Origin of the sequence: Luteolibacter luteus, assembly GCF_012913485.1 — a bacterium.
GTDB lineage: Bacteria > Verrucomicrobiota > Verrucomicrobiia > Verrucomicrobiales > Akkermansiaceae > Haloferula > Haloferula lutea.
The window spans coordinates 5,398,873-5,423,802 of record NZ_CP051774.1 but is presented as its reverse complement, the minus strand read 5'-3'; the positions used below and the strand labels follow the sequence as shown (position 1 = coordinate 5,423,802).

Below are 24,930 nucleotides of genomic sequence, written 5' to 3'. Positions count from 1 at the left end.
TTCCGGAAAATTTCCCCGATTGTTTGCGCATCCATCACATGTCCTTCACTCACATCAAGCTTGCACGATCCCAACAGCAGCGAGGATTCGCATTGGTGGCAGCACTCCTCGTGATGCCGCTGCTTGCACTTCTTGTTTTCGGACTACTAGGTTTATCGTCGATCGAACTCCGTAAGTCCACCGTGTCCATGGCTCGCGATGAAGCCAGGGCAAATGCCCGGCTCGCGTTGATCACAGCCATCGGGCAACTCCAGAAGCACCTGGGGCCTGACCAGCGCGTCAGTTCCGATTCGACCCTCCTTGAAGACGAGGTCGGCCCCGGGGAGAACTCGAATCTCGCCCAGCCGCACTGGATGAACGTGTGGCGCACCGCCAAGGAAGATGGCACCTCTTATATGGTCCGGAGCGCCGAAGACGGTGGCCTCCGCGATCTCCGGATGTCTGAAAACTGGGATCGCGAGGACGAACGCATCGCCTGCCTCGTCAGCGGCAACGAAGGCGGCCTGAACTACGAACAGGGCACGCAGAGCAATGCGCCTGATGAGGATGAGATGATCGAGCTCGTCGGAAAGGGCAGCGCGGATGAAAACACGCCGGGCAGCAAGGTTTCCGCCCCGCGCGTGGAGCTGATGGAAGGCGAGGAAGTCCGCGGCCAGTATGCCTGGTGGGTGGGCGACCTCGGTATCCGTGCGAACGTGGCCACGGAAGACGGCTCCAAGGAATCGCGGGCGAATCTCGCGGAACTCCGGCCCACGATGCTTTCCCAGGACGCTTCGATGCAGGCTGTCACCAAGGCGGAATTGGACAACGGGGTGCGTTCGAAAATGCTCTCGGAAGGCCAGCTGGTTCTCGCCAACACCGACGCTGATCTCCTCAAGAAGCATTTCCATGATCTCACGGTCGATTCGATGGGGCTGCTCGCCGACGTCCGCCAAGGCGGCCTGAAGAAGGACCTGACCGCTTACCTGTTGAGCAGCGGAGGCATTTCCGACGAAGGCACGGGAGGTGTCTCCCTGGGTGTCCAGGATAGCGACCGGCTGGTGGGACCTCGTAACAACGAGGCTGATTCCCATTCCTCAAGCCCGGGCCAGGCAGGCCGTTACAACGTGACATCTCCCACCTTCGGACTGCTGCGTGACTGGGCACGGCGTGCGGAGCAAACCCCCTTCGGCAACTACTCGACATCGCCGAAGTATCCATTGAACAACGGGAACAAGGTCCAATTCCGCAAGCTGGGTGAAAGTGATATCTCACCCGTCCTGGTGGAGGGATCGCTTTACTACAATATCAGCTACTACCGCCGTGCCGGGGTGGATCCGCAGAACCCCTACGGCATGCGCCTGCACATGTACCCGCGCGTGGTGATGTGGAACCCCTACAACTTCGAAATGAAGCTCGGGGATTCCATGATCAACCTGCACATCAACGGGCGGAAGATGATCGAGGTCGTGATGGATGGGAAGCCCTCGAAGAAATACCGCATGTATTGGGGTCTGCCCGGCGGGATCACCGGCGGTGCTTCCCAAGGTAGTCTTTTCTTCAAGATGCAAGGCGCGACCTTGGGACCTGGCGAAACGGTGATGTGGTCGCCTTCAGGCAACCAGCTTTACCAGCAAGAAGGTTTCTCCGGAAACGTTCTGTCCCCCGGCGTGGCACCGAGCCCGTCGCGCAGCTTTTATCAGGATTCCCGCATCGATAACGAGCCGCTCTTCAAGCCAGACACCAGCTGGCCGCCGACGCCGGGCCTGAAGCCAAACTGCCTGGCTGCAATGCCAAAGGAGTGGCGCGAAATCGTGCTCCCCAAGCCCACCGGCAACCTGCAGGAAGCCCAGTGGACCCAGGCGGACGATTACCGCATGATCTGGAAACCGCTTTCGGGCAGCGGCTCCATTAATTCCGCATCCGATTTCAACGCGCTGCCCACCGCAAAGTTCATCTCCTGTGCTTATCAATACGGTGACGAGGATGAGATCCCGGTGGTCTGGAGCAGCATCGACCCCGTCCCCTTCCCCGGCTCCACCGCCGAGAATCCATCGATCCAAGTGGCTCCCGACCGCCGCACCCGCGATGGCTTCCGCCTGCGCTGGTCTGAAGAACATGCGTCCAATCGCCTGGGATCCGGCAGCTTGGCCGGCACCGCTCACCTACAGTGCGCGCCGATCGCGAACTGGAACATGCGCGGATCCTACTTCTACCGGAACCCCTTCGACAACGTGACCGACATCGCGCCGAACTTCTTCGGCATCTACACGCGGGATCTCTTCGACGCGGAAGTCGATTGGAACCAAATGTCGCCCCGCTTCCAAGGCAGCACCTACCGGGGCGATCCGTTCGATCACCCGCTGAAGTTCACCAGCCCCCGCATCCTTTTCGACGTGCCACGACGCGGTGCCGAGATTTCATCCCTGGGTGCCTTCCAGCATGTGAACTTCTCACCCTTCGTCTGGCACCCGAGCTACGCCTTCGGGAACTCGCTCGCGGATCCCCGCGTTGCCCTGAACCGCACGGAGCCGAGCCGCCGCGAAACCATCAACCGCGAAAAGGGTGGCTGGAATCAGGACTCGATCGGCTACTCCACGGACGGCCGCTCCGATACCAACCAGGATAACCCCACCACGAACGAGGACAACTGGGCCTATCACGCCCGCAATTTCCTCGACCAGGTGCCGCTCGACCAGAACGTCATCTACGACCTGAGCTACGAGTTGAACTACTCGCTGTGGGATGAGTTCTTCCTTTCCAGCGGAACGAATGCGGAGAAATCCGACTTCTTGAAGAGTCCCGAGCGTTCTGCGCTGCCGAACGGCCGCATGCGTCTGATCTCCGGCACGGCGGATACCGCGGAAGACGACATCACCGACTATCATCGTGCCGGTTCACGATTGGGCGTGGATGGAGCCTTCAATGTGAACTCGACCAGCGTGACCGCTTGGGAAGCGATGCTGCTTTCCAGCGTGGGCACCCAGTTCGGGGATAACAAGGTGGCCTTCCCGCGCATTCCCGGACTGGACCGCACCTATGATGGCCGGGGCGCACGCTCCACCGAGGCTTGGGGCGGTGTCCGCACGCTGGGACTGGACGAGATCAGGACCTTGGCGGAAGAAATCGTGCGCGAGGTGAAGACCCGCGGCCCCTTCCTTTCAATGTCCGACTTCGTGAACCGCCGCTTGTCCGATGACGCCACCGGCAAGAAGGGTGCCCTGCAAGCGGCAATCGACCGTGCGGGACTCAACTCCGCTTTCCAAGCCGAGTGGCCTCTAGACAACACCCGCGCGCTGCCGGACTACAACCACCCGGATCACATCAAGGACCCGACCCGCATGGAGCAGCGGAATAAGCCGGACACCACGGCATGGGGCGCACAAGGCTTCCTGACCCAAGCCGACGTGCTCCAATTCCTAGGACCCGCGCTGACGGCCCGCTCGGATACCTTCGTGGTCCGCGCCTACGGCAACACTGTGGACAAGGATGGCAAGGTCGTCGCCGAAGCCTGGTGCGAGGCTGTGGTCCAACGGACCCCGACTCCCCTGCGCCCGGACTCGACCGGCCTGAACCCGGAAATCAAGTCCTCCGAAGCCGACTTCGGCCGCCATTTCGAAGTGAAGCGCTTCCGCTGGCTGGGTCGCGACGAGGTCTAAGGGCCCCCGGATCCCGCGCAATCGCTTAATCTTATTGGATAAATCCCTCGCCCGGTCCGCGTATCCTATCGCGGACTGATGCGAGGGATTTCCGTCTATCTGTGGACCGGGCTTGCGGGCATTTTGCCTGCTCAGGAAGCCGTGCCCACGGGTGAGGCGATTTACGCGCAGCACTGCGCCTCCTGCCACGGGAAGAATGGCGAGGGCGTGGAGGACGAGTGCGACGAGCCGCTCCAAGGCGATCGCTCGCTCCAATCGCTGTCCCGCTACATCGACAAGCGAATGCCGGAGGATGATCCGGATCTCCTGAATGCGGAGGAATCCCACCGGGTGGCCGAGTATATCATGGGCGCCTTTTACTCGCCGGAAGCACGGGCCAAAACCACCCCGCCCCCGAAAATGGCAGTCGCCAGGCTGACAAACCGGCAATACCGGGAGTCGGTCGCCGACCTGATCGGCAGCTTCGGCCAGATCACCGCTCCGGGGGAGGGCCGCGGGCTGAAGGCGCAGTACTTCCAGTCCGACGGGATGAACAAGAAGGCCCGCAAGGTGCTGGATCGCGAGGACCAACACCTGGACTTCGAATTCGCCGAGGGACCGCCCTGCGAAGGAATCACCCCGGATCAATTCTCGATCGCCTGGGATGGCTCGCTGCTGGCGCCTGCGACAGGCTGGTATGAATTCCGCCTGAGCACGCCGAATGGCGCACGCGTCTACCTCAATGGCGAGCAGCAGGACGGCGATGGAAATTTCCGCGATGACAGCAGTGCGAAGCGGCAGACGACCCTTATCGACGAGTGGGTGAGTTCCGGGGCGGAGATGCGCGTGAAGACGGCGCGGATCTTCCTGCTGGGCGGCCGCAGCTATCCCTTCCGCTTGGATTACTTCAAGTTCCAGGAGAAACGCGCCATGGTGAAGCTGGAGTGGAAGCAGCCACGTGCCGACTGGGCGGTCCTTGCCGCTCCTTATCTTTCCCCTGCCTCTGCCGCCCACGTGGCGGTGGCGGATACGGTTTTTCCCCCGGATGATGCCAGCGAAGGCTACGAGCGCGGCACGGAGGTCTCCAAGGCATGGCATGAAGCCATCACCGCCTCTGCTGTCGACGTCTCGAACCAAGTCGTCGCCCGGCTCCAGCGCCTGAGTGGCGTGAAGGACGATGACCCGGAACGCGTGCCGAAGCTCAAGGACTTCACGGCCAGTTTTGCGGAGCGCGCCTTCCGTCGACCGCTGAGCGCCGAGCTGCGGCAGACCTACGTGGACCGCGCTTTCGGCGAAGGCATCGCACCTGATCAGGCGATAAAGCGAGCGGTCATCCTGATCCTCACCTCCCCGCGCTTCCTTTATCCGGAACTCGGGAAGGAAAAGGATGAATTCACGGTGGCCTCGCGGCTGGCCCTCGGCTTCTGGGATTCCTTGCCGGATCAAATCTTGGCCGATGCAGCAAAGGCAGGACAACTCCGTACACCGGAGCAAGTGCAGGCCCAAGCGCAGCGCCTGCTCGCCGATCCCCGCGCGAAGGCAAAGGTGGGCGAGTTCTTCCAACGCTGGTTGAAGCTCGATGCCGAGGCGGACCTGCAAAAGGACGCGGAGGATTATCCCGGCTTTGACTCCACCTTGGTCGCGGACTTGCGACGCTCGCTGGAGCTCTTCGTCGAACGCGTCGTCTGGGGTGAGAAATCGGATTACCGGGAGTTGTTAGAGGCCGATTACGTGCTCTTCAACGAGCGCTTGGCGAGGTTCTACAATGCACCGATCCCGGAAGGCGGAGGTTTCCAGCCGGTAAAGTTCGATCCCGAGCACCGCGCCGGGGTTCTGACACATCCGTTCCTTATGGCGCGATTGGCGCATCACGATGGCACCTCGCCCATCCATCGCGGGGTCTTCCTCACCCGCAATGTGCTTGGTGGATTCCTGAAGCCACCTCCGGAGGCTATCGCCTTCGACGATCATCGCTTCGATCCGAAGATGACCATGCGTGAGAAGGTCGCGGAGATGACCCGGAATGCCAATTGCATGACCTGCCATGAGACGATCAATCCGCTGGGCTTCTCATTGGAGAACTTCGATGCGGTAGGCCGTTTCCGAACTACCGAGAAGGAACGCCCGATCAATACCGAGGCGGACTTCCTCACGCAGGAGGGTGATGTGCTGCGGCTGAAAGGCCCGCTCGATGTCGCGGGCTACGCGGTGAAATCCGAGAGTGCGCGGCGCGGATTTATCAGGCAGCTTTTCCAATACGAACTGAAGCAGAACCCGAATTCCTACGGGCTCGATACCCTGTCCCGCCTGGATACTTCCTTTACTGCCTCCGGACATCACGTCCGGCAACTCCTTGTCGACATGCAGAGCCTGGCCGCTAGCCACGGCGTGAATAATCCCGACCAAGCAAGCCGATGAACCTCTCGACCCGCCGCAATTTCCTCCGCCAGCTCGGCCTTTCCGCCGCGGCCCTTCCTTTCCTGCCCGCGTTACCTTCCCTCGCGCAAAATGCTCCGGGCTCGAAAATGCAACGGATCATCTTCGTCTTCACTCCGAATGGGACGATCCCTCCGGAGTTCTGGCCGGACCAGACGGGGCCGGATTTCCAGCTGAAGAGAATCCTCGCGCCCTTGGAGCCATTCAAGAAGCGGATGATGACCTTGAAAGGAGTCCACAACAAGATCCGTGGCGATGGCGATGGTCACATGCGCGGGATCAGTTGCCTGCTGACCGCGGACGAGCTCTTGCCAGGAAACATTCAGGGCGGCAGCGACAAGCCGGCCGGATGGGCGCGAAACATTTCCATCGACCAGGAGATCCGCAATTTCCTGCAGGCCCGCCCCGAGACCGCGACGCGTTTTGGCTCGATGGAGATCGGCGTAGCGGTGCCGAATCGGGCCGACCCATGGACCCGCGAGTCCTATGCAGGATCGAACCAACCTCTCGCACCGAACAGCGATCCCTATTCGCTCTTCGACAAGATCTACGGCCAAACCAAGGATCGCGAGAACCTGGGCAGCGTGCTGGATGAAGTGCGCGATGACCTGAAATTGATCTCCGCAAAGATCGACCAGGAAGAACGAGACCTGCTGGAGAAGCACGAGACTTTCGTCCGCGAGATGGAGCGCGACCTCCAGAGCGCGAACACGGTGAACCTGATGTTCCCTCCCCCTGCCTTGGAGCAAGGTGTGGCCCTCGACAACGACGGGATCCCGAAGATCAGCTCCATGCAGACCGATCTGCTGGTGAATGCCTTTGCCAACGGCATGGCCCGTGTCGCAACGCTGCAATACACCAACAGCGTGGGCCAGGCCCGCATGCGCTGGCTGGATATCCACGAGGATCACCACCACCTTTCCCACGAGCCGGATAGCAATACCGATGCGCAGGAAAAGCTAGTGAAGATCAATGTCTGGCTCTGTGAACAGCTCGCCGATCTGGCCCGCAAGCTCGATGCGATCCCGGAACCCGGAGGCCAGGGCACGATGCTCGACAACACCACGATCGTGTGGACCAACGAGCTCGGCAAAGGCAACAGCCACACGCTGGATAACATCCCCTTCGTGCTCGTCGGCGGCGGACTCGGCTTCAAGACCGGCCAGGCGATGCAGTTCGACAACGTGACGCACAACCGCTTGTGGATGTCGATTGCCCACGCCTTCGGCCACTATATCCCGAGCTTCGGCCACAAGGGCTTCAGCGACGGCGGGCCACTGGGCTTGTCCTAAGCCCGGAAGACCTGACGCAGCCGCTGGCGGAGCTTTCTTGAAAAGGGGTGATTTCCCGGTCACCTTTTTTCAGAGCATGCCGGATAGCGGTTGAGTCATGGAATTGTCCGACCGGGATCTACTGGAGCGATTTGCCGCGGGCCGCGATGAAGCGGCCTTCCGGCTGCTGGTGGAGCGGCATCTACCGCTGGTCCACGGAGTTGCGCGGCGAATCACCGCGAATGAGGACCTGGCCAAGGATGTGGCGCAGGACACCTTCATGCGCCTGGCCCGGCGCGCCGCGTTGATCCCGGAAAACCTCAGCCTGACAGCGTGGCTGCATCGGGTGGCCCAACATCTGGCGATTGATCTTGTGCGTGCCGAGTCCCGCCGGAAGAAGCGTGAGATCGCCAACCCCTATCATGCCGCCATGAGCAACACGCCCTCACCCGATTGGTCGGCGCTGGCGCCGCTTGTGGATTCCCTGATCAACCGCCTGCCAACTGCGGAGCGCGAAGTGCTGCTGCTCCGCTACTACCGTGACCAGCCTCATGCCGAGGTGGCCCGACAGCTGGGCGTGAGTGAGGTGGTTGCAAAGAAGCGCGCCAGCCGGGCGCTGGAAAAGCTGCGTGGCCTGTTGGCTAGCCGGGGAATCGCCACAACCACCGCCGCACTTGCCACCCTGCTGCCGGCAAACGCTGCCACGCCGGTCTCCAGCACCCTCGCCCTCTCCATCAGCACTGTATCGAAGGGAGTCATCCCGCTCGCGCCGCAAGGCCTCAATCTTCACCTCGCCATGACATCCGTCCAGAAATCCGCAATTGCCGGAGCGGCGATCGTTTTCATGACTTCGCTGGGCTACGCCTTTCGTAGTAGTCCAGAGGATCCCGAAGCCGGTGTAAAATCCGCTGCAGCCCTGACCGCCGGCAGCAGCGAAAGCACCCTACCTCGCACGCGCAACGAAAGACGGAATGGTGCCAGCTCCAGAGAACGCTTAGAACGCCTCCGGTCAATCCTGGCACTCTCCAGCCGCGTCGAGCAACCCCGGCAGATGCTGGCCTTCATCGGGGAACTCGCACCCGATCAATTCGAAGAGACTGCGGACCAGCTTCAAGAACTTGGTGTCGACACGGGTTCCAGTAACTTCCGCATGTTCTTGGCTGCCTGGGCCAAGCGCCATCCATTGGGTGCCGTGGGATGGGCGCGGAAGAGTTCCGCCGGCGGGATACCCGCTGTGATTTTCAAGACGTGGGGCGAGGATGACCCGGCCACCGCGGTCGATTGGGTCGTCAGGAACCTCCCGGATGTCACCGGCAGTGATGCGAAGGCGCGCCTCCCGCTGGTGCAGATCCTGTCCAGTCTCGCTACCAAAGATGCATCCGCCGTGGTGAAAGCGCTCGGGGTGATTCCTGATGAAAAGGACCGCATCGAAGCCCTCAACGCCATCGGTACGACGCTCCGGATCGAAGACCTGGAACGACTGATCGCCGCCACCAGCGATGGCCCACAGCGGAGCGCGATCGTCGGGGCAAGCGTCAAAACATTCGCCGACTACAGCAAATACGGTCAGGCTTTCGAACTGCTTCTCGCCGACAAAGACGCGCGGCACCTCGCCGACATCGAGTCATTGTTCGCACGTTGGCACAATGATTATCCGGAAGACACCCTCGCCGCGATCGACGCGCTACCGGAAGCCAAGGTCCGCGAGCAAGCGAAGGCAGGAGTCCTTACCCGGGTCGGGCTCCTTGAGCCGGCGGACGCCATCGCCCTCCTCGACCAGCATCCGGAATGGACCAGCGATCCGCTGATGCTGCTGGTCGCCGACCGTTGCGGCCTAGTCCTAGGGGCGGAATTCAGCCTCCGGATTCAAGACCGCGAACTCCGCGACAAGACCCTCACCCGCCACCTCAAGGCATGGCTGGAAACAAGGCAGGAACCCGCTGCGCGAAAATGGATCGAGCAGCACGAAATACCACCGAGTGTCCGCGAAGTCTTGGAGACCCGCCCATCTGAAAATCCATGAAAGCCCGCACCGCCACCATCGCTATCATCTCCCTGTTGCTGGGTATGTCCGCCCTGAGCGTCGGCGGTCGTCTCTATGTGGATGCTCAGGCATCGAAACAATCCTCTGGCCAGCATCCAAGAGCAAAGGCCCGGAAGGCAGAGTCCACCCCGCTGCCCTCGGTCCCTGCCGGCCAAACAAAGGCTCCACCACTTGAAGGAGATGGCTTGATCAAGCAGCTCCAAGCGCTCATGGCCATCGGGAACGAAGCGGACCGCACACAAGGAGTGTTAGAGCTGGTGTCGCACTTCAAGCCGGAGGATTGGCAGAGGGCTCTTTCCAGGGAAACGCTCCAGATGATGAGCAAACCTGGCCCTACCGAGGCGGGGAGCATTGCAGATCTGATCATCGCGGCTTGGACCGAAGTCGACCCCGAGGCCGCGATGGAGTGGTCCGGAGCGCAGGGCTACCGGGGTTTCCGGGTAATCACCGCTTGGATCGGGAAGGATCCGGACGCGGCCTTGGATTATCTCAGGGATCATATGAAGAATGGCAACGACGGGAATGTCACGGCAATGGTGGGCAAAGCCATCGATGCCTTGGGCGATGATCTCCCGCGCATCGCACGCGCCATCCGTGAAGTTCCTGAGGATTGTCGTGAATTCGGGCCTTGGCGCGCGCAACCGCAGTTCGGAAATCTACAACCCGGGGACATCAAGGCTTTCCTGGACTCGCTTGATCCTCCCTTCAAGTTTCACGGGCTTGACCTGCTGCTCCGGGGATTGAAGGACCACGAAGCACGGCTCGCCGTCCTCCGCGAGTATCCGGACGCGGCTCAGCCATGGTCTTACCATCCGATCTACAAGGAGTGGCCGAAATCCGATCTGCCTGCAGCAAGGCAATCGGTCGAGCAAATGGAAGCAGGAGAAGCACGTGAGGCTGCCCTCCGCGGCCTGCTAACAGGATTGGCACGAGAGGATGACCTTTCTGAGCTGTTCTCAACCATGCGGCGCTTCCTGGACGACATCTCCGAGGAACAGATGGCGGACCTGATCGCAGGGGCGGCTTCCAATGACAACAACCGGTCCGGAGTCCGGTTCATTCCTGACGAGGCGGCGAGACCGGCGACTCCGCGCCCCACCACCCGGAATGCTGCAATCGCCTTGGCCGAGGTGCCCGGAATCCAGTCGGAGGCCTTGAGGGAACAGCTTTACCGGCACATCATCGAGGGTTGGCTGGTGGAGGATCGCAACGCGGCGAAAGAGTGGCTCGGACGGAATGAACTGCCGGAGCGTTTGCGCAAGGAGTTCGGAGAATGACGAAAAGGCTGCGATTGGCAGGCGCAGGGATCGCAGTAGAATCATACCGGCATGGATCTATTTCACCAACCTGGCATCAACCTGCTGCCCCGTGATGGCATAGTGAATTACTACGGATGTGTATTGGATCGCTGTGATGCATGGGACTACTTCGAGGCGCTGATGGTCACGGTGCCTTGGCGTCACGATGAACTGGTGATGTTCGGCAAGCCGGTCGTCACATCGAGGAAGGTCGCGTGGTTCGGAGACTCGGATTTCTCTTATACATACTCCGGAAGGACCAAGAAGGCTCTGCCGTGGACACGAGAGCTCTCCGCCCTAAAGAGACTGGTGGAGGAAAGGACCGGTGCCACCTTTAATTCATGCCTGCTGAACCTCTATCAAAACGGCGGTGAAGGCATGGGCTGGCACAGCGATGACGAGAAGGATCTGGTACTCGATGCCTGCATCGCCTCGATGAGCTTGGGAGCAGAGCGGCGGTTCGACTTCCGGCATAAGGAAACGAAGGAGACGGTCTCAATTCTGCTGGAGCATGGCAGCCTGCTCGCAATGAAAGGTGAGACGCAGCGATACTGGCAGCATCGCCTGCCGCCAGCGAAGAAGATCGCGGAGGCACGGATCAACCTGACGTTCCGGGCGCGAGTCATTTGACGCCCCGCAGAGCCTGCCTCTTCATCAAACACGGAAGCGACGAGGAATATCGCATCTCCTTATTCTTTCAACGGCACGAGAACCACTTGCCGCAGATCCATGACTGCGACCCCGGGTTTCGAGAGGGCGCGAACTTCCAAAGTTTGCGGCCCCGCTTTATCGAAGGTCACTTTTCCAATCTCCCGCTCCTTGAAGTTCTGGAAGTGTCCGGTGTCCTCCACTTTGAAGCGGCTGCTTTCTCCCGCACACTTGATTTCCACCTCGCTATCGCCGCTGCCCGCTCCGCACCCTTGCCAGATGTGGATGGCGTATGTCCCCGCTTGTTGGACCTCGAAATCCCACGATGCCCAGTCCGCGGGATTCACCCAGAAGCCGAGGGTGTTCTTGTTCTCCTGTTCTTCGTAGTGGAGCTTCTCGCCATGGGCTTGAGCCTCGCAGGAGTGGAGGACGATGCGACCACCACTGAGTTGCGCCGGGCGGGAGTAGAGGTAGCGCGTGATGAAATCACCCTTCGGAAAATCCTCATGACAAGTGGCGCATCGCTCCATTTTCCCACGCTCCGCGATTTTCGATGCACTGGCATCCACGGTGAAGAACTCCCAGTCTCCCACTTCCGGATTGAAACCCTTTTCACGCTTCACCATGCCCGTGAAAAGCGTGGCAGCGCCATTCTCACGGGAGATCTTCTCCTTCAAGACGATGCTTCCTTCCGGAAACTTGCCGTAGGGGTCGAAGATCGGGAGGGCGGCGGCTTCGCTCGTGTAGATGTGGAAAAGGGAGCCTCCATGGTCCTTGTCCGCAGCTAGGACGGAATCAATGCTGCAGCGCGTCGCGGTCGCCTTGTCCATGTCGAAGGGCTTTGGCGTCACGCGCTCGGCCTTGGCCCGATCCCGGACAAAGCTGAGCAGCGCCTCATCCGTAGGGGCGGCGTGGAGCGGCAAAATGAGCGCGAGAAGAAACAGCCGTTTCATGGGATCTCCTTGCTCGCAATCCTGCTGCCGATGGTCAAGCCTTGGAGCGTCAATTTACATTACGAAGAGACAAATCGGGCTAGATTGAGGCGCTCTACTTACATCCCATGAAAACGATCCGACTCATCTCAAGTGTCGCGTTCTCCGCGGCTTCCCTGGCTGCATCGCTTCACGCGCAGGAGTTCCGGGAGATTCCCGTGACGCCCGATCCCAAGGAAGAGCCCCTGACAATGGAGAGGCTCTATATCGAGGAGCGGGCAAAAGAGCAGCAGCAACGGGACCATCTCCCTCCGATTCCGGACGAGTCACCCGTGAACCCGAAGACGGAGTCCGAGGAAATCCAACGCCAGATGTTGGATCGCATCCACCAGCACATGCTTCTTGAGCAACCCAAGCCGGAATTCCAGGAAGCGAAGCAACCGGACTGGGTGATCGGGCTGGGCGTGGAGCCTTTGGATCCCTTCGTGAGAGCCCACCTGCGTCTCGACGAGAATAGTGGTGCGCGGGTAAGCCTCGTCGCCAAGGATCTACCGGCCGCAGCAGCAGGGATCGAAATCAACGATATTATCCTTTCCGCGAACGGGAGGAACATCACCAAGGTGGACGAGTTGAGGGAGATCGTCGATCAGTCCGGAAAGGAAGGACGCCCTATCGCGATGGTCGTGGTTCACCAGGGTGAGCGCCGTCCGGTGGTGGTGATTCCTAAAAGCACCAAGCCCGTCGAACCGCCAGAGGAAGCAGGTCCGGACAGGGCCGCGCCCGAACGCCCCTTTGCCGAGTTTGCCAAGCGGCTGGAGCGGCAGGAAAAACAGATCCGCGAGCTTCAGAAGGAAGTGCGGCGCCTTCGCAAGGAGCTCAGGGAAGATCGGGATGAGGATCACGATGATCACGACCACGAGTGAGCCAGCGATCGCCGATCACTTGTAGTCCCGGATGCTCTTGAGCAAATCCTCACACAGCGGCCAGTAGTCAAAGGCGGGATCGAGACCGTTTGCCATCAGGGCAAAGGTCACTTCACGCCCATCCGCCAGCGTGAGGAAGCCCACTTCTGTCCGGACTCCCGACATCGCACCAAGCTTCGCGCGGACGCTACCGCCAAGGTATTCCTTCAGGCTTTGCTTGAAGCGGTCGCCATTGGAGCCGTGACGCGCGAGGTGATTGATTTCCGCCAGATCGATGGGGCGGATCATCGTTGCGCGGGCGAGGCCGCTGCCATCAATCAAACGAAGCCCCCGGAAAAATACGCCCTTCTGTTCCCAGTAGCTGCGCAGCGCCTTGCCCCCCTCCATTTTCCGAAGACCACCCATGGTGAGGAAGAAGCACTGAGCCTCCAAGTTATCGCTGACGAAATGGAGGTGATCGACGATCTCCGGCAACGCTGCCGACTGATGCGTTGCCAAGGTGACTTCCGGCTTCGCGATCGGAATTTCACGTCCCAAGAGGTTGATCCCCTTCGCTTTCAATGTTGCCATGAGATACTCCGACACTGTCGCCGGGGGATCGGGCAAAGCACCGGTCACGATGAAAGGTGACTCTCCCAGAGGAACAGTCCCCTGAAGCATGATGGCACGGCCATAGGGCTCCGAATAGACCACCACCTGATCGCCGCTGCCCGCCGGCCCGGTCGTCACGCGATTCAGCCAGCGGGTATCTTTCGCCACGAGCAATCCCGGGCCGATCTTGGCGGGCTCGCCTTCCTTGGTTCCAGGCAGGAAGGGAATTTCCAAGCGATTGTGATTCAGGTTCACTCCAAAGGCTCCTGCCCCATAGGCATTGCCGATATCGCCCCAGTTCCAGTGATCGCTCACTGCTTGGGCAGGAAAAATGGAGGCATCCACCACCAGCTTGCCGGTGACCTGCTTCAGACCGGCCTTCACCAGATCAGCCACCATGGCATCCAGATCGGCGGTCTCCAGCGTGGGATCTCCACCGCCGACCAAGACCAGATTTCCATCCAGCACTCCGTCTGCACCCATGGCAGAGCCGCTACCGAAGTGGGTCTCAAAACGGAACTCCGGACCGAGCAAATCGAACGCCGCCGCAGAAGTCACGGTCTTCAGTGCCGATGCCGGACAAAGGGCGGTCTCCGCAAGCGGCGAGGCGTAGATCGTGTCGCCTTCGCCATCAAGCATGCAGAAACCGATCAGAGCACCCTCCAAGCCGGGATCGGTTGCCCACTTTTCAAAGATTCGTTGATACGGCCCCTTCTCGACGGGAACCAGCTTGTCCGCCGCCTCCCCGATCGAACTCGAATCGAAGTTGATCGAGATCGGCTCAATGCGTGGAGCGACGAGAAGCCATCCGGCGATGACCCAGCCAGAGAGAAATAAGATGACTTTCGCGATGCTCGAACCTTGCACGGTGCTTTCTTAGCGGAAATGGACGGATGGGAACCGGGAATATTCGGCGAATACGGCGATACGCTGCTATTTTTGCCGCTGCACCAGATAATCGATCCAGATCGGAGCGAAGGGTGATGTGCAACCCTTTGGCACCGGATAGTCCTTCAACACCTCGAGCTTGTTCGCGATGTCGATGGCTCTTTGGCGATGCTCCGGGTAATTGGCTCCAATCATCACCAGGCAGTAGTTCATGCTCTCCTGTTTCCGGAAGGGAGCCTTCTTCATCTCCGCCTCGATCGTTTGCAGCGCCTCCTCAACGGTGGAAGCATCGGCCTTCACCTTGTCCGCCATCAGGCTCCATCCGGCGCGGCCGGAACACTCCGCCTTTGAATCCCGCCAGCGGCCCAAGAGGTCGTCCGCGAGCTTCGTCTTCGGAAGCACATAGGACACGAGCCAATCCGAGATCTTGAAGTAGGAGACCTTCTTCATCATCGCATCCAGATCCTTCGCCGTGAGCTCCTTTGGATTCATGATCAGCGAGGCCAGCAGCATCGCGTCCACATTCCCCGTAGCCCATAGCTCCAGCGCCAACGGGTGATTCGTCTTCAGCTGCTTCGCCAAGGTCCGGAGCTTGGAAAGATTCACGCCGAAATGATTCTCCCCCGCCCCGTGCTTCATATTCACGGCCCGCATCTTCGGGTCACCCCAAGCCTCAAGCTGTTTCAGGATTTCTCCGGAGGTCATGGCATGGGACTACCATGCCGATGCCTCCGCCGGGAAATCAATTCACACCCTGAGACCCGCCCTCTCAGCCTTAGGCGCCGAGGTTCTTGATCGTCTGGAAGATCGCCGTGATCATCAAGTAGGCCATGGTGCCAATGAGACCGGCCATGATGATAAGAATGGTCGGCATGATCAGCGCCATGATCCGGGAAAGGCTCTTATCAAGCTCCTTGTCATAGCGCTCCGCAGCACGGCGCAGGGAGAGGTCCAGCTTACCGGTCTGCTCACCCACCGAGACCATGTCGATCAGGAGCGGGGGGAAGGCACCGGTTCGAATCAGGGATTTCGAGAAGGCACGGCCATCTCCCACCTGGTCGATCACGATATTGAGTTGCTGGCGCAGCGCGAGATTCTGCGTCGCATCGCGGGAAAGCTCCAGCGCGCGCAGCAGAGGCAAGCCGTTGCCTGCGAGGTTCGCCATCGTTTCCAGGAACTGGACGTAGAAGCGGCTGGCCACCACCGGTCCCATCAAGGGAGCGCGCAGCTTGAAAGTATCCCAAGTCATCCGGTTGTCCGGATTGTCCTTCCACGCCTTGAAGAAAAGGCCACCCGCCACGAGGATGATTGCGATGATGTACCAATAAGACTTCAGGAAGTCGGTGGCGGAAACCATCAGCTTGATCGGTGCCGGCAGCTTGCCGCCAGGCGTGCTCTCGATCAGCGTGGTGAGCTGCGGAATCAGCGTCGTAACGAAAACGAAAGCCACACCGATGCCGGCGACCACAAGGAAGGCCGGATAGATGAGGGCCAGGATCAAGCGGCTCTGGAGTTCCGAAATCGTCTTCAGGTAGTGAGCCTGGCGCTTGAGAATGGTGTCGAGCGCACCGGAAGCCTCACCCGCAGCGGCCAGCGAGCAATAGAGCGGGCCGAAGCTCGGGCTCACCCGCTTCAGTGCCGTGGAAAAGTTCATACCATCGCGCACCAACTGGCGCACGCGGCTGGCCACATCCTTCAAACCGCCAAGTTCCTGGCGATTCTCCATCGACTTGAGTGCCGGCTCCAGCTGGAGACCGGCGGAAAGCATGTCTGAAAGCTCCTCGGTGAACATGATCACCTCCGGACGCTTCATCTTCAGCGGACCTTCGGGGCTCTTGTCCTCACCTTCCTTGCCAGTCCCTTTCGCAGCGGCCTTCGCTTTGGCGGGGGCAGGAGCCGGGGCGGCATCGTTCTTCGCCTTCTTCTTCGCCGGCGCTGTGACCGACTTCGACGCCGATTCGCTGAGATTTACCGGTTGGAGACCACGGCGATCCAGGACGCGCAGGGCCTCCGGACGATCTGCAGCATCGATTTCGCCGGTCTGGACACCACCGGAGGAGCTGATGGCTTTGTAAGAGTAGATGGGCACGGCTTGCTTGCTAGAGATCGTTTACTCGGTGGCGATGTCCGTCGCGGTCACGGAGATGACTTCCTCGATCGTGGTGAAGCCCTGCATCACCTTGATCCAGCCGTAGCCGCGCATCGGGACAAAGCCTTCCTTGATCGATTGCGCGCGGATCTCCGGAGCGGTGGCACCGTGAGCGATCATGTCCTGCATGGCCTGGCTAAGCACCACGACTTCGTAAATGGCGAGACGACCTTGGAAGCCGGTGCCGCGGCAGCGGTCGCAACCCTTCGCTTGGAAAGGCTGGCCCTCAAGGTTCATCGGGATGCCGAGGTCGCGGCGATCATCCATGCTCAACTCGCGCGGCACCTTGCAGTGCGGGCAGAGGCGGCGGACGAGACGTTGTGCGAGGAAGGCGCGGACGGCGGCGGAAACGAGGAAAGGCTCCACGCCCATGTCGATCAAACGGCTGATACCGCCGAGAGCGTCGTTGGTGTGAAGCGTGGAGAACACCAAGTGACCGGTGAGCGAGGCACGGATGGCAATTTCCGCAGTCTCAAGGTCACGAATTTCCCCGATCATCACGACGTTCGGGTCGGCACGGAGAATCGAGCGAAGACCGGCCGCGAAGGTCAGGCCGATGTCCGACTTCACCGCGATCTGCATCACTCCGGAGAGCTTGTTTTCCACCGGGTCCTCAATCGTGACGATGCGGCGGTCCGGGTGGTTGATCTCGCTGAGGAAGGAGTAAAGGCTGGTCGACTTACCGGAACCGGTGGGACCGGTGATCAGGATGATGCCGTTCGAAAGGTGCAACAGGCCCTCGATCTTCGAGCGCACGTGCATCTCCATACCCAGCTTGTCCAAGTTGAACTTCTCCTGGTTGAGGAGACGGAGTGCCACACTCTCGCCTTCCACCGTCGGCACGGTCGCAACGCGGACGTCGATGGTGCGGCCTTCGAACTGGAGGTTGATACGTCCGTCCTGAGGCAAGCGGCGCTCGGCGATGTCGAGGCGCGACATGATCTTCAGACGGGCGATCACGGAGCTCTGCAGTGCCTTGATGTTTTCCGGCACGGTCACTTCCAGCAGCTTGCCGTCGATGCGGTAGCGGATCCGGAGGTTGTTCGAAAGTGGCTCCACGTGGATATCCGTCGCGCGCTGCTCCAGCGACTCACGGATGATCTGGTTCACGAACTTCACGACGCTGGCCTCTTCATCCTCATCGGCGTCGATGACGTTCGCCTCGTCGTGGGATTCCAGATTGTCGTAGTCGAGATCCCGGCCTTCCAAGATCTGCTCGAAGGTATCGGCACCCACACCATAGAGGCGGCGCAGGGACTCGTGGACGCGGCGGCGGGAAGCCATGCACCACTCCACCGGCATCTCGATTTCCTGGGCCACGGCTTGGCGTGCCACGAGATTGAAGGGATCGAAGGTCGCGAGCTTCAGGCGCTGGTCCTCACCTTCCCCGATGATTTCCACCGGCAGCAGACGATGGCGCAGGGCGACGCGGGGCCCGCAGGCTTCGCGCAGGGGCAGCGGGGCCTCCGGCTGCGGGATCGTCTCCAGCCACTCCATGCCCAGCTCATTGGCCAGTTCGCGCATGTAGGGCTCCTCATCCACCACCCCGGCATCGAGCACGTCGTCGATCGGCGAGCGCTGGCGTTGGGTCGCGCCCTCCAGAACTTCTCCGAGTTTGTCCAAATCCTGGCATCCGCTCCGGCGGGCGGGGTCGATCAAAAGGTCAATCATTCGGAGTAATTCTGCTGACGGTCTTGTCCCTTAAAACCACCGGAGGCGCAACTTTGTCTCTGGAAAATCGAAGATTTGGCGAACCCAAGCCCTCCCGGCAAGAACACCTTTGATTTCCAATGGGTAAGCAACTCAAAACAACCAACCAGACAGCTCCCTGCCTCTTTTTCAGAATGGCCGCCAAATCCGCGCTGTCCGCCGATTCCGGGGTTTGTGAATCCCGCTGATGCGGGGACCACTGGAATTTCCAGCCTGTTCCGCCTGTTATAACAGGAAAAATAACAGGCTCCGTCCCGGGCTCCGGCGGGTAGGCCGTTAAAGTTCTTGCCCGACGCTGTGCCAACCCGGCGGATTTGCCAGGCCCGGACCTGCGGCAGGAAGCCGCGGCCAAACCGCGGGAGCGTGTGGATATCGATGGCATTGCAGCCGCGGACCTTCCCATATGCCGGCCATCGTTTTCTACTGCCACCGAAGCCGAGAAGCCGCATTTGAAGAACTCAGGGCTTCCCCGCAGTCATCACGCCCCGGTCCGCGGCCGTGGTCTGGAAGGTAAAACCGCGGAACCCGGCCTCGCTCAGCAGGGCCTCATACTCGTTGACGGAGTAGCACTTTCCTTGGGTCGAGTGCATCAGCATCGCCGAGTATTCGGCCACCGGGAGCGGCCCGTCTTTCTCCGGCCCGATGATCGCGTCGTGGATAATTAGCATCCCGCCCGGCTTCAGCGCGGCGAAGGAGGCCGCCAGCAACTGGCGAACCTCCGGAACATCCCAATCGTGAAGGACATTCGAGTAGAGGTGCAGGTCGTAACCTTCGGGCAGCGGCTGGGTCAGCATGTCCCCTGCCCTGACGTCCACCCGATCCGGGAAGCCGAGTTCCTCCACCCGGGTCCGGGCGATCTTCTCCACGGAAGCTTGGTCGAAGACGGTGGCGCTCAGGCCCGGGTGATTTGCCACCAGGGAGCAGGCGTAGATCCCGGATCCCCCGCCGATATCCAGCAGACGGGAAAAGCGCGACAGGTCGAGTGCCTTGGCCATCGCAGGACCCAGCAACACGCCCCGGCAATCCATTGCGGCGGTGAACTGGCGGGCGAAGGACTCATCTTCCATCGAGCGATGCCAGTCGAAGCCCTCGTCGTAGGCACCCCAGTTTGCGGGTTTCCCGGTTTTTAGGACCTTCAGGTAATCCATCGTCACGGGCCGGTCCTTCAGGGAGCGGTAGTATGGAGCGAGCGACCAAGGGGAATCGGCGACGAGATATTCGAGCCCGGAGTCGGCAATGTGAAAGACATCGCCGTTCCTCCGGACGAAGCCATTGGCCACGAAGAGGGTCATCATCACATCCACCGGCCGCTCCGCGAAATCGAAGTGGGTGCAGATTCCCGTGACGCTCGAAGGGTTCGCCGCCAGCCAAGTGAAGAAATCGAGGTGCACCAGTGCCGCCGTCACCAGGTCCGCCGCATAGAGGCCATCCCGATACCGGTAGGCGCGGAGCGGATCAGCAGTCGGGATGCGGGTGAGATCGACAGGATTCATGATGCCTTACGGCGACGGGAATGCCGCAAGGAGGCAAGCGGAATGAGAGGCATTCCTTCAAGGGTGGAGGGCTCGCTGAAAAGCTGCTTGGTCGTAGACTAGATAGTAGTTGTCGCCGATCTTGAAGGGGCCAGCACCCTGCGAATTAGAAAAGACCTCGATTTTCCCGACGGATTTGCCTCCCAGAACCAAGGTCAGCTGTCCTTCGAAAACCCATTTCGACGGATTGAGATCGCGGTTCGCCCCTTCGAACAAGCCGACGATCGCAGCTGCCGGATCCCCTTCCCACTGAAGCTTCAAGGGAGCATTCAGGTTGGCGGAAACGAACTCCGCGGAGTCATAGGCAGGCAATTTGCTTGGGCCGCGCGCACCAACGATGATGAACACAGCGGCGGCAAGGAGACAGGCAAAAGCGGAATATCCCAGATACTTTTTCGAGCCGAGCATCCTGAATGAGAAGACCATGAGCAAGCACCCGGGTCAATCCACCTGACCATTTCGTCACCTGAATCTGGCACAGCCCTGTTTCATGTGACCAAACCTTCACGTCTCAGTTTCCTCACATAAACGGAATTTCATGAGAGAGCGGCTCCGTTAGACCGGTCGCCCATATTCCCATGAGCAGCCGTCTCTCCCGAATCATCGCCCTCGCTTCCCTCACCCCGCTTGCCGCAGGCGCCGTCGAATTCGGCACTCTCAAAGTCACGCAGCTCGCAAACAACAACAATCCTCTCAGCGACCCGACCCCGGGCATTTCGATCGCTTACGGTCCGGGCAGCACGACCGGCGGGATTTTCACGGACGGCGCGAATCGGGCGGACTACAACATGGACTTCGGCCGGAGCAGCGACACCGCATCCGGCGTGCTGATCAGCTCTACCGCGCAATTGATCCGCAATGACAGCGCGAAGGGTGGTCCGGCCACGGGAGATTTCAATGCGACCAGCAGCTTCGGCTTCAACGCCACCAGCAACAAATACTGGATCGCCGTCCATTGGGCCGAGGCCGACGACAATCTGGAGGCAAACTATGACGTCTCCTATGCTTACCTCCCCTACGACGAATTCGTCGGCGGCTATGCGGTCAATGATGCCAACAACGGCGCGCTGACCCAGTTCACCGGCACCGCGGGGCTTTCGCTCGGCACCAACCTCATCGACCCGACCGAGAACAACGGCACCTACACCCTCGATCTCGCACCGCAGGCAACGAATGCTTCGCAGAATGGCGTGCTGCTCGTAACCGGATCGAAGAACGAAGATAACTACGCCCTTTCCCAAGCCAACGCCGACGGCAGCTTCACCCTCTACTGCCACGACAACGGCGCAAACGGCCGCAGCTACGAGAATGACGGTGTCGGCTTCTCCTACCTGCCCGTCAGCGCGGTGGGAACCAAGCGACTGGTCGCGCTCGGCCGGGTCAATGGCGACGGCTCCACCGATGTGGCGGGCGGCACCTTCACCGTGACCAAGGGTCCGGTCGGCCGTTGGTATCTTCAGATCCCCGGTCATACCCAGAGCACCGGCACGCTCATCGTCAGCCCGGAAGGCGGCGACAACTACAACGTCGACAACATCGTCTCCGCAGAATGGGACGCGGCAAATTCCCGCTGGATCATCGAAAGCCGCGATCTCAGCGGGGTCGCACCGCAGGCACCCGCCTTGCAGAACATGGCGACCGATGCGGAAGACGCCTTCAGCTTCGCCTTCTTCGCGCGAAACGCTTCCAACCAAGCGCCGACTGCGTCCCAGCAATCCCCGGCAAACAATGCCATCAAGGTCCCGGTGAATGCTCCGCTCACCGTTCAGACCGCTGACGCCGACAGCTCAAACCTCACGGTGCGCTACTACGCCCGCCGGGTGGCTGCGGTGGAGTCGTCCGATCAATTCAGCGTGGTGGCCCTGCCGGACACGCAGTTCTACTCGGAGAACACAGGCGGTAATCGGGCCGCGATCTTCTCCGCACAAACCGATTGGATCGTGGCGGAACGCGACGCGCAGAACATCGGCTTCGTGCTTCACCTGGGCGACATCAGCCAGAACGGCGACAACCCTTCCACGGCCCTTGAGCAGTGGACGAATGCCTCCAATGCGATGTATCGCCTCGAGAACCCGACCACGACAATGCTCGAGGAAGGGGTTCCCTACATCTTGGCGGTGGGTAACCACGACCAGACGCCGATCGGTGATGCGGATGGAACGACCACGAACTTCAACAAGTACTTCGGCGTCCACCCGGATACGGGAATCAACCACTTCGCGGACAAGTCCTACTACGGTGGCACCTCGGAGCCAACGAAGGCAGACAACAACTACACGCTCTTCACCGCCGGTGGCATTGACTTCATCGTCATCAGCCTCGAGTTCGACACGACACCCGACACCGCGGACCTCAAGTGGGCGGATGCGCTCCTGAAGGCGCATCCGACACGCCGTGGCATCGTGATCACCCACCACATGGTGAACACGGGCAATCCCGCGACATTCAGCACGCTGGGCTCCGCGATCTATCAGGAGCTGAAGGACAATCCGAACCTGATCCTGATGCACGGCGGCCACATCCACGGTGAAGGCCGCCGCAGCGATACCTTCGAAGGTCGCACCGTCCACTCGCTGCTGGCCGACTTCCAAGGACGCAGCAATGGCGGCGATGGCTGGCTGCGCATCATGAAGTTCCGCCCATCGCAGAACAAGATCGACGTTCAGACCTACTCTCCCACGCTCGACCAGTACGAGACGGATGCGGACAGCCAGTTCTCCCTCACCGTGGATCTCAAGAGCGGCATGGGCCCCTACTCGCTGGTGGGCTCCGCCATCGCCGCACCGGGTGCGACCACTTTCACATGGAACGGTCTGGAAGCGGGCACCCGCTACGAATGGTATGCCACCGTCAGCGATGGCGAAAACATCGTGACCACGCCGGTGCGCTCCTTTGTCACCGACGGCGTGCTTTTTGATCCGACCGTGGAACTCACGGGTCCGGCCAATGGCACTCTGGTTGCCAGCCCCGCAAACCTCACGCTCCAGGCAACTGCCGCCGACATCGATGGCACGGTTTCCAAGGTGCAGTTTTACAACGGCACCGCTCTCATCGGCGAAGACAGCGTGGCTCCCTTCACCCATGCATGGAACGGCGTCACAACGGGCAACTACACGATCATCGCGAAGGCGGTGGACAATGATGGCAACGTCGGCAGTTCCGCCCCGATCTCGATCCAGGTCGTGACCGAGCCTGCCGCACCCGATCCGAGCACGGCCTCCGCAGGTCTTTTCAATCCGAACTGGACCGTCACAGGCACCTCATCCAGCCCTCGACAGTTCAACAATCCGGGCACGAACGTGGGAGACATCGAGCTCAAGATCAACGGGACCGCCCCGAACTTCCTGGCCGGCTTCACGGGAGCCACCAATTGGGAGAATGCCAGCGGCCCGGATGCACTCGATAACATTCCCTCGCCCTACGCAAGTGGCAGCGGGAAGGCTTGGGTCAACGTGGTGGACAACACCAATAACAACGCGGCGGACGCAAACCCGACGACCGCCGAGGAATCCGCCGGTGCGGCCGTGGCCTACCTTCCCTACGCCGCAGGTTGGATCGGCGCGAGCATCGGCGTCGATGCCAACGTGATCGGTGGCAACCTGCCCGCCGGTGTGGAAGTTCACCGCGTGGGCGACGGACTTTACACCATCTCCGGCCTCGCGACTTCCGGCAACTTGCTGGCCTTCCCGAATGGCAACAGCGGCACGGACGTGGACAACGTGCTCTCCGTCCGGGTCGAAAGCGGCAAGTGGATCGTCGACATGCGCGACAATTCCAGCGAAGGGCAGAATGGCCCGTTCTCCTTTGTGTATGTTCCTGCCGCCACACCGGGGGTGCTCAGCGGCATGATCAAGGCGAACGGCACGAACACCCGTCTCAATGCCGGCTTGGAAAGCATGGGCGCTACCTCGTCGAAGGCCGCGACCTACTTCCAGATCACCTTCGGTGATGGCAGCGTGATCAACCCCTCGAACAGCGCACTGCTGCTCTGTGGTGACTCCACAAGCTCCGGCACTGCCGCGGAGAATATCGTCAGCTACTCTTCGAGCGGGAATGCCTTCCGCATCTTTAGCCAGGACCTGCCACAGCTCGCGGGCACCTTCCAGGCTACCGACATTCGTTTCCTGGTGGTCCCCTTCAGCTTCAGCGCCGCCCAAATGCCGGAGGCCAGCGTGAGTGCATCGAAGGCAAGCGGTGGCGAATACGGTGAGGATCGCACTTTGGAATTCACCTTCACCCGCACCGGTTCCTTGGACCAGCCGATGAGCCTTGCCTACACTACCAGTGGCACGGCGGTGGCTGGCATCGACTTCACGGCACTGCCCGGCGTGGTGACCATCCCCGCAGGCCAGGAATCCGCAAAGGTCACTGTCGAGATCCGCTCGGACGCTTCCGCGGAAGGCGACGAAACGGTGGTGCTGTCCCTGATCCCGAACGAAAGCTATATCTCCCGGAATCCGGTTTCCGCAGCAGCGACGATCAAAGATCGCCCGCTCCACGCTTATCTCCACGCCAGCGGCGTGGGTGCCGCCGAAGGCGATGACGACGGCGACGGGATGCCGAACCTGCTGGAATACTTCATGGGCACGGCCGCAAGCGAAAGCTCGAGCGTGTCCTCATTGGTCGCCGTCGCGAACGGAGATGGAAGTTTCTCCGCACGCTTCCCGCACGCAAAGGCGGCAAGCGACCTGAGTTCGGCGGTGGAATGGTCGACGGATCTGGTTAACTGGAATCGCTCCGGTGACAGCGATGGCCAACGCTCCGGCACAATCGCGACCCAGCGGGTGTCCCCGGAAGAAGAAGATCCGGAGACGATCGAAGCCGTCCTGACGATTACCGCCGGGCCTGCTCCACAGACCGTCTATCTCCGTCTTGCAGTCACGCCTTGAGC

General features: G+C 60.7%; 15 protein-coding genes. 8 read left to right on the top strand and 7 right to left on the bottom strand.

Translation table 11 applies throughout. From position 1 onward, the window contains the following. Positions 1–38 precede the first annotated feature (38 nt). From HHL09_RS22465 to HHL09_RS22440, 6 genes are all read left to right on the top strand, one after another. The gene (locus HHL09_RS22465) at positions 39–3,638 is read left to right on the top strand and encodes a hypothetical protein (protein WP_169456917.1); all 3,600 of its coding nucleotides are present in this window, start codon (positions 39–41) and stop codon (positions 3,636–3,638) included. A gap of 78 nt (positions 3,639–3,716) precedes the next feature. Then, positions 3,717–6,035 carry a DUF1592 domain-containing protein gene (locus tag HHL09_RS22460; protein WP_169456916.1) on the top strand — a complete coding sequence of 773 codons (2,319 nt, stop codon included), beginning with the start codon at positions 3,717–3,719 and terminating at the stop codon, positions 6,033–6,035. Beyond that, positions 6,032–7,345, top strand: coding sequence for a DUF1552 domain-containing protein (locus HHL09_RS22455; RefSeq protein WP_169456915.1), 1,314 nt, complete (start codon positions 6,032–6,034; stop codon positions 7,343–7,345). The genes HHL09_RS22460 and HHL09_RS22455 overlap by 4 nt, the downstream gene beginning before the upstream one ends. Before the next feature lie 97 nt (positions 7,346–7,442). After that, entirely contained in the window at positions 7,443–9,347 is a 1,905-nt protein-coding gene (locus HHL09_RS22450) for an RNA polymerase sigma factor (protein ID WP_169456914.1), read from the top strand. Continuing rightward, positions 9,344–10,645 carry a hypothetical protein gene (locus HHL09_RS22445; RefSeq protein ID WP_169456913.1) on the top strand — a complete coding sequence of 434 codons (1,302 nt, stop codon included), beginning with the start codon at positions 9,344–9,346 and terminating at the stop codon, positions 10,643–10,645. The genes HHL09_RS22450 and HHL09_RS22445 overlap by 4 nt, the downstream gene beginning before the upstream one ends. Positions 10,646–10,696: 51 nt before the next feature. Next, complete coding sequence (locus tag HHL09_RS22440; RefSeq protein ID WP_169456912.1) at positions 10,697–11,296, top strand: alpha-ketoglutarate-dependent dioxygenase AlkB family protein; 600 nt, start codon at positions 10,697–10,699, stop codon at positions 11,294–11,296. Between the two features lie 59 nt (positions 11,297–11,355). Here HHL09_RS22440 and HHL09_RS22435 read toward each other — a convergent pair whose 3' ends face one another. Further along, entirely contained in the window at positions 11,356–12,267 is a 912-nt protein-coding gene (locus HHL09_RS22435) for a DUF5077 domain-containing protein (RefSeq protein WP_205760913.1), read from the bottom strand. Positions 12,268–12,374: 107 nt separating this feature from the next. Here HHL09_RS22435 and HHL09_RS22430 point away from each other — a divergent pair, with 107 nt between their 5' ends. Next, positions 12,375–13,169 carry a PDZ domain-containing protein gene (locus HHL09_RS22430; protein WP_169456911.1) on the top strand — a complete coding sequence of 265 codons (795 nt, stop codon included), beginning with the start codon at positions 12,375–12,377 and terminating at the stop codon, positions 13,167–13,169. 15 nt (positions 13,170–13,184) lie between these two features. Here HHL09_RS22430 and dacB read toward each other — a convergent pair whose 3' ends face one another. The 6 genes from dacB to HHL09_RS22400 form a co-directional block, all read right to left on the bottom strand. Then, on the bottom strand, positions 13,185–14,627 hold the full coding sequence (gene dacB, locus HHL09_RS22425) for a D-alanyl-D-alanine carboxypeptidase/D-alanyl-D-alanine endopeptidase (protein ID WP_169456910.1): 1,443 nt from the start codon (positions 14,625–14,627) through the stop codon (positions 13,185–13,187). Between the two features lie 66 nt (positions 14,628–14,693). Next, positions 14,694–15,353 (bottom strand): DNA alkylation repair protein, encoded by a 660-nt coding sequence (locus tag HHL09_RS22420; protein ID WP_169456909.1) that lies wholly within the window; start codon positions 15,351–15,353, stop codon positions 14,694–14,696. 70 nt (positions 15,354–15,423) lie between these two features. Then, positions 15,424–16,737, bottom strand: a complete 1,314-nt coding sequence (locus HHL09_RS22415) for a type II secretion system F family protein (RefSeq protein ID WP_169456908.1) — start codon at positions 16,735–16,737, stop codon at positions 15,424–15,426. Between the two features lie 21 nt (positions 16,738–16,758). Beyond that, positions 16,759–18,468 carry a GspE/PulE family protein gene (locus HHL09_RS22410; protein ID WP_169456907.1) on the bottom strand — a complete coding sequence of 570 codons (1,710 nt, stop codon included), beginning with the start codon at positions 18,466–18,468 and terminating at the stop codon, positions 16,759–16,761. Positions 18,469–18,965: 497 nt separating this feature from the next. Then, entirely contained in the window at positions 18,966–20,000 is a 1,035-nt protein-coding gene (locus HHL09_RS22405; RefSeq protein WP_169456906.1) for a methyltransferase, read from the bottom strand. A gap of 57 nt (positions 20,001–20,057) precedes the next feature. Beyond that, positions 20,058–20,447, bottom strand: coding sequence for a hypothetical protein (locus tag HHL09_RS22400; protein ID WP_169456905.1), 390 nt, complete (start codon positions 20,445–20,447; stop codon positions 20,058–20,060). A gap of 170 nt (positions 20,448–20,617) precedes the next feature. Here HHL09_RS22400 and HHL09_RS22395 point away from each other — a divergent pair, with 170 nt between their 5' ends. After that, entirely contained in the window at positions 20,618–24,928 is a 4,311-nt protein-coding gene (locus tag HHL09_RS22395) for an Ig-like domain-containing protein (protein WP_169456904.1), read from the top strand. Positions 24,929–24,930 lie beyond the last annotated feature (2 nt).

What these genes read in the sequence shown, in the direction of transcription:
- HHL09_RS22410 (WP_169456907.1), bottom strand. Translation starts at nt 18,468, where the DNA reads ATGATTGACCTTTTGATCGACCCCGCCCGCCGGAGCGGATGCCAGGAT.
- HHL09_RS22400 (WP_169456905.1), bottom strand. Translation starts at nt 20,447, where the DNA reads ATGCTCGGCTCGAAAAAGTATCTGGGATATTCCGCTTTTGCCTGTCTC.
- HHL09_RS22445 (WP_169456913.1), top strand. Translation starts at nt 9,344, where the DNA reads ATGAAAGCCCGCACCGCCACCATCGCTATCATCTCCCTGTTGCTGGGT.
- HHL09_RS22405 (WP_169456906.1), bottom strand. Translation starts at nt 20,000, where the DNA reads ATGAATCCTGTCGATCTCACCCGCATCCCGACTGCTGATCCGCTCCGC.
- HHL09_RS22465 (WP_169456917.1), top strand. Translation starts at nt 39, where the DNA reads ATGTCCTTCACTCACATCAAGCTTGCACGATCCCAACAGCAGCGAGGA.
- HHL09_RS22395 (WP_169456904.1), top strand. Translation starts at nt 20,618, where the DNA reads ATGAGCAGCCGTCTCTCCCGAATCATCGCCCTCGCTTCCCTCACCCCG.
- HHL09_RS22430 (WP_169456911.1), top strand. Translation starts at nt 12,375, where the DNA reads ATGAAAACGATCCGACTCATCTCAAGTGTCGCGTTCTCCGCGGCTTCC.
- HHL09_RS22435 (WP_205760913.1), bottom strand. Translation starts at nt 12,267, where the DNA reads ATGAAACGGCTGTTTCTTCTCGCGCTCATTTTGCCGCTCCACGCCGCC.
- HHL09_RS22440 (WP_169456912.1), top strand. Translation starts at nt 10,697, where the DNA reads ATGGATCTATTTCACCAACCTGGCATCAACCTGCTGCCCCGTGATGGC.
- HHL09_RS22450 (WP_169456914.1), top strand. Translation starts at nt 7,443, where the DNA reads ATGGAATTGTCCGACCGGGATCTACTGGAGCGATTTGCCGCGGGCCGC.
- HHL09_RS22460 (WP_169456916.1), top strand. Translation starts at nt 3,717, where the DNA reads ATGCGAGGGATTTCCGTCTATCTGTGGACCGGGCTTGCGGGCATTTTG.
- HHL09_RS22420 (WP_169456909.1), bottom strand. Translation starts at nt 15,353, where the DNA reads ATGACCTCCGGAGAAATCCTGAAACAGCTTGAGGCTTGGGGTGACCCG.
- HHL09_RS22455 (WP_169456915.1), top strand. Translation starts at nt 6,032, where the DNA reads ATGAACCTCTCGACCCGCCGCAATTTCCTCCGCCAGCTCGGCCTTTCC.